The organism is Clostridium sp. MT-14, from assembly GCF_042436595.1.
In the GTDB taxonomy this organism is placed as follows: Bacteria; Bacillota; Clostridia; order Clostridiales; family Clostridiaceae; genus Clostridium_B; species Clostridium_B aromativorans.
In genome coordinates, this window is sequence record NZ_JBHMIY010000036.1 from 22957 (window position 1) to 31850 (window position 8894).

Annotated in this window: 8 protein-coding genes; 6 read left to right on the forward strand and 2 right to left on the reverse strand. The window is 32.9% G+C overall.

The window, feature by feature from the left end:
* Positions 1 to 14 precede the first annotated feature (14 nt).
* Together ACFHWD_RS17815 and ACFHWD_RS17820 are read left to right on the forward strand one after the other, a co-directional pair.
* Positions 15 to 1445, forward strand: coding sequence for an amino acid permease (locus tag ACFHWD_RS17815; RefSeq protein ID WP_378062823.1), 1431 nt, complete (start codon positions 15 to 17; stop codon positions 1443 to 1445).
* Between the two features lie 421 nt (positions 1446 to 1866).
* Entirely contained in the window at positions 1867 to 3267 is a 1401-nt protein-coding gene (locus ACFHWD_RS17820) for an amino acid permease (RefSeq protein WP_378062824.1), read from the forward strand.
* Positions 3268 to 3334: 67 nt separating this feature from the next.
* Here the strand turns inward: ACFHWD_RS17820 and ACFHWD_RS17825 are convergent, their stop codons facing one another.
* On the reverse strand, positions 3335 to 4222 hold the full coding sequence (locus tag ACFHWD_RS17825; protein ID WP_378062825.1) for an MBL fold metallo-hydrolase: 888 nt from the start codon (positions 4220 to 4222) through the stop codon (positions 3335 to 3337).
* Between the two features lie 160 nt (positions 4223 to 4382).
* Between ACFHWD_RS17825 and ACFHWD_RS17830 the strand changes: the two genes are divergently transcribed.
* Entirely contained in the window at positions 4383 to 4703 is a 321-nt protein-coding gene (locus tag ACFHWD_RS17830) for a hypothetical protein (RefSeq protein ID WP_378062826.1), read from the forward strand.
* A gap of 15 nt (positions 4704 to 4718) precedes the next feature.
* Here ACFHWD_RS17830 and ACFHWD_RS17835 read toward each other — a convergent pair whose 3' ends face one another.
* The gene (locus tag ACFHWD_RS17835) at positions 4719 to 5354 is read right to left on the reverse strand and encodes a 5-methyltetrahydrofolate--homocysteine methyltransferase (RefSeq protein ID WP_378062827.1); all 636 of its coding nucleotides are present in this window, start codon (positions 5352 to 5354) and stop codon (positions 4719 to 4721) included.
* Between the two features lie 386 nt (positions 5355 to 5740).
* Between ACFHWD_RS17835 and ACFHWD_RS17840 the strand changes: the two genes are divergently transcribed.
* The 3 genes from ACFHWD_RS17840 to ACFHWD_RS17850 all read left to right on the forward strand — a co-directional run bounded on the left by ACFHWD_RS17840 (position 5741) and on the right by ACFHWD_RS17850 (position 8823).
* Positions 5741 to 6184: a helix-turn-helix domain-containing protein gene (locus ACFHWD_RS17840; protein ID WP_378062828.1), complete on the forward strand. Its 444-nt coding sequence runs from the start codon at positions 5741 to 5743 to the stop codon at positions 6182 to 6184.
* 21 nt (positions 6185 to 6205) lie between these two features.
* Entirely contained in the window at positions 6206 to 7402 is a 1197-nt protein-coding gene (locus ACFHWD_RS17845; RefSeq protein WP_378062829.1) for an MFS transporter, read from the forward strand.
* A 425-nt stretch (positions 7403 to 7827) separates the two neighbouring features.
* Entirely contained in the window at positions 7828 to 8823 is a 996-nt protein-coding gene (locus ACFHWD_RS17850; protein ID WP_378062830.1) for a sodium:calcium antiporter, read from the forward strand.
* Positions 8824 to 8894: the final 71 nt, after the last annotated feature.

Genomic DNA, 8894 nt, shown 5'->3' on the forward strand with positions numbered 1-8894 from the left:
AAGGGAGTGTAAGTATGGCTACAAATAATTCTGTATTTAGAACCAGAGATCTAAATGCACTGTTAGCTGAAACGAGGGGGAAAAAGGCATTAAAAAAAGTTTTGGGACCTTTTGAACTCATGATGCTGGGAATAGGTGCTATAGTCGGGACAGGCATTTTTGTATTGACAGGGGTTGCTGCTGCAAATTATTCAGGACCAGCACTAATATTATCTTTTATATTTTCGGGAATTACATGTTCTTTTGCTGCACTATGTTATTCCGAGTTAGCTGCAATGATTCCTGTTGCAGGTAGTGCTTATACCTTTGGCTATGTGGGTTTAGGTGAAATTTGGGCATGGATGATAGGCTGGGACTTATTGATGGAGTATATGGTAGCGGTTTCAGCAGTCGCAGTTGGATGGTCTGGTTATATAGTGGCACTTTTTGAATCGGGAGGAATTGAACTGCCGGCAGCTTTAGTCAACCCGCCTGGGCTAAATGGGGGTATGGTAAATCTGCCATGTATATTGATCTTGTTTGTAATAATGCTTTTCCTCTTTAGAGGTGTCAGCCAAAGCGCAAAACTCAATGACGTACTTGTTATAATAAAAATAAGTGTGGTAATACTGTTTATAATCTTGGGAGTTGGCCATATTAAACCGGCTAACTGGCATCCGTTTTTCCCATATGGTGTCAGCGGTGTATTTAAGGGCGCAGCAGTTATATTCTTTGCTTATATAGGTTTTGATGCTGTTTCCACAGCAGCTGAAGAAGTTAAGAATCCACAGAAGGATCTGCCTATAGGCATAATAGGTTCTTTGCTTGTCTGTACTGTATTGTACATCATAGTTTCAGCAGTGCTGACAGGAGTGCTTCCATATTATGTATATAAAACTACCGCAGCTCCAGTGGCATTTGCACTTCAGCAGATAGGTATTTCCTGGGGTTCTGCACTGGTATCTGTTGGTGCAGTGTGCGGGCTTACTTCTGTACTTCTGGTTATGAGCTATGGGTCGACACGTATACTGTTCTCGTTGTCCAGAGATGGACTGCTTCCTGAAACTTTCTCATCAGTGCATCCTAAATATGGTACACCTGTAAAAAGTACTGTCATTGTCGGAATAATAGTAATGCTGCTGTCGGGATTTGTTCCTCTAGGGGAATTGGCAACGCTTACAAACATAGGTACGCTGTTTGCCTTCATCATAGTATCTGCCTCTGTTATAGTTTTGAGAAAGAGAAGACCGGAATATGAGAGGCCATTTAAGTGCCCATGGGTGCCTTTTGTACCTATAGTATCCATACTGTTCTGCGCTTATTTGATAATAAATTTACCTAACTTTACCAAGATGGTATTTGTAATATGGCTGTGTATAGGACTTGCAATTTATTTCAGCTACAGCAGAAGTCACAGTGTGATGAATAAGGAGGAAAGCGTAGCTTCTCCAACAGATGGAAAGTAGTCTGATGATATATTGATTCTCATTTACTGTTTTATAAAATAATGGTAAATCGTATAAAAGAGGAGAGATGCCTGATGCAGGGTATCTCCCCTCTTTTATTTTATATGAATACATAATTGTATTAATTTAGCATATAGTATAAATATTTCAATAAATATATTATAAATATAAACATATAAATATAATTATTCTTTTTTATATGTTTTTATAGATTATATTAAGATATTATATTGCAGTTATATAAAATATAGAATAGATTATATTTTTTAGAATATAACAATTATTATGACTAATAGAAGTATTAAATTATAATATGCTATTATATTAAGAGTATGTAAATTCAATGAAAATTATGTACTCTTAATTTTTATTGGATTGATAATTTATAAAGTGCTTTATTTATTGAAAGGAGACAACATACATGGGAAAATCAAATTCGATTTTCAGGACAAAATCTGTAGAGGAATTACTGAATAATTCTCAATCAAAAAAAGGAGGATTGAGAAAAAGTTTAGGCGCATTTGAATTGACTATGATGGGAATTGGAGCAGTTATCGGAACAGGCATATTTGTTTTAACCGGAGTTGCAGCTGCAAATTATGCCGGGCCAGCATTAATTCTTTCATTTATAGTTTCAGGTATGACCTGTGCTTTTGCAGCATTATGTTATGCAGAATTATCTGTTATGATGCCAATAGCAGGAAGTGCCTATACATATGGTTATGTGGGACTTGGAGAAATATGGGCATGGATTATAGGATGGGACCTAATACTTGAATATACAGTAACGGTGGCAACGGTTACTGTAGGCTGGTCTGCATATGTAGTTCAAATATTACAGGCGATAGGAATCAATATACCAGCTGCTTTTAGCAATCCACTCGGATTAAATGGCGGTATCATAAATTTGCCCTGCATATTTATTTTAGCTATAATCATCACTTTTTTAGTCAGAGGGGTAAGCCAGAGTGCTAAGCTCAACGATGTTTTAGTTGTCATAAAGTTGGGAGTAGTCATACTATTCATTGTTCTTGCATCAGGACATGTGAAACCGATTAATTGGCATCCATTTTTCCCTTACGGAGTAAATGGAGTATTTAAAGGAGCAGCAATAATATTTTTCGCCTATGTCGGGTTTGATGCAATAGCTACTGCAGCAGAAGAAGTTAAAAATCCTCAGAGAGATTTACCAATTGGTATAATATGCTCACTTCTTATATGTACTGCATTGTATATTATAGTTTCAGCAGTGCTGACAGGAGTACTTCCATATTATGTGTACAAAAACACTGCTGCTCCAGTGGCATTTGCACTTCAAAAAATAGGCATTTCATGGGGCTCTGCTCTAGTTTCAGTAGGTGCTCTTTGCGGTCTTACTTCGGTACTTTTAGTTATGTGTTTTGGAGGTACCCGTATATTATTTTCACTTTCCAGGGATGGACTTCTTCCGAAGATGTTTTCAGAGGTAAATCCTAAATATGGAACACCAGTGAAAAGTACAATTTTAATAGGAACCGTGGCAATGATTCTTTCAGGTTTTTTACAAGTTGGAAGACTGGCTGAGATGACTAACATAGGTACTCTAATTGCCTTTATAATAGTTTCATTGTCTGTAATTATTTTAAGAAAGAAAAGGCCTGATTTAGAAAGAAAATTTAAATGTCCAGGGGTTCCATTCACTCCTATAATTGCAGTTATATTTTGTTCAGTCTTGGTTGTATCTCTGCCTACTTTTACCAAGATAGTGTTTGTAATCTGGCTGGGTGTAGGATTTTCTATATATTTTATATATGGAAGAAAACACAGTACTATGAATGAGTGAACTTTAAATGTAAATCATGAGCATTAGGGAAATTTCCCTAATGCTCATTTAAGAAGCCTGTTTATTTTCACTTGAAATAATATAATTTGCCGTCCTCCACGGAATAATTTATAAGTTTATTGTTATATAAATAGGATAGAAAGGCTGATATTCCACTGAGATCTAAATGATATTCATAAAAATTTAAAGATAAATTATTCAATATAGTTATGTTCTCCAATATATCCTCCCGGGTGAGAGGCTGATCCAGAAGATCTAGGATTTCGTTTTTGTAATTGCGTATATTAGATATGTTCTTATCTGCTAATTCGGATATTTCACTTTTATCAAGTAATTTTTTTGAATGTCCTATTAAGAAATAATCTGCTTCCATGTCCTTTATTTTGTTCAATGAAGATAGGCTGTCATCTATATTATATAAATACGGAAAAGAGTATTTATCAAGTATCTCGCTGCTGAAAATTGAATCTCCAAGGAAACATACTCTTTCAGGTGTTATTATTCCTATGTGTTCTATGGAATGACCGGGCAGGGCAATGATGTCGAATTTTTCATCATTCAATTTGTTTATTCCATAATCCAGAATAAAATCTACATCTATAGGCTTATTGCTTCTATCGAAAGCTCTTGAAGGATAGGATGAGGAAAGTATAGATGAAAAAAGCTCCTGATTTTCCATGAATAGACTTTCCTTTTTAGAAGTATATACAAGACAACCTGGATAATTTTTTTTGAAATACAAATTGCCGCCGCAGTGGTCTAAATGACTGTGGGTGTTTATTATGAATTTGGGGTGAAGGTTATTTTCAATAAGCAGATTGTCTATTTTTTTAGCCTCACTGTTATTTATGCCTGTATCTGCAATCAGGCAGTTTTTATTTTTGAAAATAAATATTCCGCAATTGGTTGGGCCATCTATATAATAAGTGTTGCCTTTTATTTTATTCAAATTCATTTAATGACACTTCCCTTGAAAGTTAAATATCAAATTTCTATTAGTTTTTCTTTAATTAAATGATAGCATATTTTATTAAATTTTGAAATTTACATATTGAGGTGATATAATTTAATAAGTATTTTTATACGACAAATATTAATAGATGGAGGTATATTCTATGGATTCCACGATGACAGGTCTGCTAACTTTTTTAGGATTTATGGGTATTATTCAGGGACTGGGGATGAAATACAGCAAGTCGGTACGTAAGAAATTTATGCTGGACGCAGAAGGTGTGGACAAAAAATACGTTAATTTTAAAATAAATTTTCTTATTATAATGGGAACAGTGGTATTGATAATTGAACTTATTACATATTTTTATCCTCAAGCGGGCACTAAAATGGAGATATTGCTGTCTGCATTTTTACTTTTGGCAATTACTTCGGATTTTGTATATAAGAAAACCAGAAACAGGAAAAGAAATAAGTCAAGATAACTTATTTGTCTGAAATCATAAATTTTTCATAGTACAAAGATCTCTGTTAGGACATCGGGAACAATCATGATCTTTTTTACTCAGAGGTAAATTTCCATCGGCTCCGTATATATATGCCATGGAATAGCTGGAGGAAAGCATAAAGCCTTCCGTAACAGTTAAGTTTAAAAATTTTTCTGCATCCAATTTTTCAAGTATGTTTTTTTGATATTCAAGTGGTAATTCTCCATCACCGGGTGATATTCTGCAGCTCAGTCCCAAATTTAATTCCTTTGATTTGCTGTAAATATGATTGAAAAGCTGGGAACTTGTTTCAAAGAGATAGGAAGTGAACATTGCATCCATTACCATTCCCTTTTTCATGTTCCCGTAAGAAAAAAATTCATTTATTTTTTTGCTGCAGTTGTCTCCTAAAGTTATTATACAATATATTATATGGCTGTAATTCTCAATAATTTTATAAAGAGAACTATTGTCATTTTTTTCTATGCTGAATACACCTACAGGTTCCGCTGTTTCATATACTGTGGGAAGGAGTAAGTTGTATAAGCTTTTTATTTCCTTTTCTTCTAATATTTCGCCATAGGATTTCAGCGCTTGAAATACCTGGGATCTATTTAATTTAAAATCAAAATTCAATGTTACTTCCATGCTAGTTCTTCCTCCGCTTATTAATGCATCTTTTGCTTTTATCCGAACGCTGCCAATACTAATACTCCAGCTTCCTAAAGTTGGAGATAAGTACTGCTATGCACCTGGATAAGTTTAATTTCATGTATATGTATATATATGATCATATCATATTAAATAGTATATTTTCAATATGTCATGATGAAAAATAGTTTATGTCAAAAAATGAATTCTTGTTCTACTTTTACAAAATTTTTCTTATTAAAAATAAGAAAAATTGCTTAGATAAGTATTTTACTATCAATTACATCTAAATATATATTATATACAACTAATTTCATGCTATATTCATTTATTTATTGCATTAAAAAATAGATTTTGCTATAATATATATGAGGTGAAAATGTATGGACAATAATATATTAAATGTTGAACAAGCAGTTGAATTTTTAGGTGTAAGTGAAAAAACGCTGATAAAATTACTTAGAGAAGAACATATACCTGCCAGAAAGATAGGCAGAGAATGGAGGTTTAGCAAAGAGGCTTTAATAAAATGGCTGTCTTCCGGTGATTCGCGCAATTATGTCAATAATGCTGAAAGCTATCAGATTTCAGCAGATGAATTTGGCAAATACGAGCAGCTGTTGGATGACATTTGTTCAAATGTATCAAATCTAAAAAAAAATAATAATATCAAACTTATTTTAAAAGACCTTGACAGAGACATAAGTATTCCTGAAGATGCAAGTTTAAGGATGAGTTATAAACAAAAAAGAGATATTGAAAAGCTTGAATTTAAGATATACTGGCCTCAGAGAAAAGAATATAAAATTGATGCAAATCAAAAATAAAATTTTAAAGGGAGGATGAATGTGTACATTAATAATAAAAGAGATAAAAAGATCTTGGGAATTGAACGCAACATCTTTTTTACTGGTATGACCAGCTTTTTAACGGATACAACTACTAAAATGATATATTCTATTATGCCGTTATTTTTAATGTCCATAGGTGCATCAAAAACAGAGGTATCTCTTATTGAAGGAATTGCAGAAAGTACGGCTTCAGTTCTTAAAGCTGTATCGGGCTGGTGGAGTGATAAAATTGGCAAAAACAAACCTTTTATGATCATTGGATATGGATTTACAGCTGTTTTATCCCCATTATTTTCAATAGTAACTTCACCTTTGCAGGTATTAGCTATAAGATTCAGCGAAAGGGTTGGAAAGGGTATAAGGACTGCTCCAAGAGACAGCCTTGTTGCTGCTTCATCAAGTGATAGTGAAAGAGGAAAAAATTTTGGGTTCCACAAGGCCATGGATAATAGCGGCGCAATAGTAGGGCCTTTTATTGCTTTTGCAATTTTATCAGTATTTCCTAATAATTATCGAAAGGTATTTATATTTTCAGCTCTACCCGGGATACTTGGATTAATTACTATAATTTTTTTTGTAAAAGAAGCTAAGAAAAGTAAAGATGATCTTCCTAAAAAAATTACCCTTAGGGACTTTTCATATAAATATTACATGTTTTTAGGTATTGCTTTTATATTTACCTTAGGTAATTCAACTGATGCCTTACTGCTAGTAAAGGCCAATGACATTGGTGTAAAAGCTTTATTCATACCAATTGTATACTTGATATTCAACTCGGTGTCAGTAATATTCGCTGTTCCAATGGGGATTCTCTCTGATAAATTTGGCAGGGGAAAACTTATTATTTTTGGATATCTACTTTATTCTGCAATATACTTTGGCTTTGGAAGAACAGATAATAAAATATCAGTGATTTTGTTGTTTATATTATATGGACTTTACAGTGCAGCGACAGATGGAGTACAAAAGGCACTGGTCTCAGATCTTATCGATAAAAATAAGAGGGGTACAGGATTGGGAATATATAATTCATTGATAGGTATAACCTTACTTCCTGCAAGTCTTATAGCTGGTGTTTTATATGATAACGTCAACAATAGTGCCCCTTTTTATTTAAGTTCGGCAATAGCTCTGACTGCCGCAGTATTAATGTTTCTATTTTACAAGAAATTTAGCAAAGTGAGCCAGATATAATGAGAGTGTGAAGTTTTGGATCTGTTGACAAACTCAAATTTACACATCTAAATTATATATCCCCGAAAGAAAAAATTCGGTTTTGGTATTGCCTGTGTATAAACTTTATGGTAATATTATCGAGAATAAAAATTTTAGAGTTAAGAGGGAGTAGCTGCCTATATATTGGTGATAAAGTCAACATACTGATCTTTGATCTGGCTTTGTCATGGCTGATTCTGGTCAAGCGAGACTTTTAACACAATGATTCTATCGTTGTGCTGAAAGTCTTTTTTAGTGTAATTATTACGTTAAAAAAGACTTTTTAAGATAGAAAACTACTGTGTTGAAAGTTTTTTGTTTTATATGAAAATTTATTTAATTTATGTATAGAATTCAACCTTAACCTAAAAATAAGCCTCAAATAATTCAAGAGGAGGAGAAAAATGATGGTAACAATTTTAATTATGATTATATCAGCACTTTTAATTTACTTTAGCTGTGAATTTTTTGTAAATGGAGTCGAATGGGTTGGTAAGGCTTTTAATATTTCACAAAGTGCAGTTGGTTCTATTTTAGCTGCTTTTGGCACAGCTTTACCTGAAAGTATTGTTACATTTATAGCTGTAGTTTTTGGTACTAATTCAAAACAAAAGGATATTGGAGTTGGTGCTGCATTAGGTGGACCACTTGTTTTAAGTACAATTGCGTATGCTATTATTGGAATAACTATATTTATATTTAGTAATAAAAGAAAATCAGGTGAGCAAGTTAAATATGATAATAAAAAATTGGCAAGAGACCAAGAATGGTTTATGTGTATTTTTGTATTTAAGATTGCATTGGGTTTAGTGGCCTTTACAATAAAACCATGGCTTGGAATATTATTTTTGGCAGCTTACGGGGTTTACTTTTATAAAGAGATGAATGTTAAAAATCCAGAAGTTGCTCAAAAGTTGGAACCATTGAAGATTACACCTAATAATGAGGAACCAAAAAAGCTGTTTATTTTAATTCAAACTATAGGAGCACTTGTAGTTATTTTTACAGGCTCTCAAATGTTTGTGAACAAATTAGATATTTTAAGTAATTCACTTGGGATAGCTCCACATATGGTTTCATTGTTATTAAGCCCTGTAGCAACAGAATTACCAGAGATATTAAATGCAGTTATATGGGTAAAGCAGGGCAAAGAGAGTTTAGCTCTTTCTAATGTTAGTGGTTCTATGATGATACAGGCTACTGTTCCAAGTGCCCTTGGCATAATGTTTACACCATGGCTATTTGATAAATATTTAATAATATCAGCGGTTATAACATTTATAGCTATTTTTTCTTTATGGGTGACTTTGAGAAAGAAACGCCTGTCTGATAAAAGATTAGCCTGTAATATTTTATTATATGTTTTGTTTGTAATAGTGGTAGTTTTTGCAAAAAATTAATTTTAACAAAAAGGGCGTAATTCTCCCAGTATTTTTGCTAAATTATCATTTGGTATTGGTTGTTAAATATA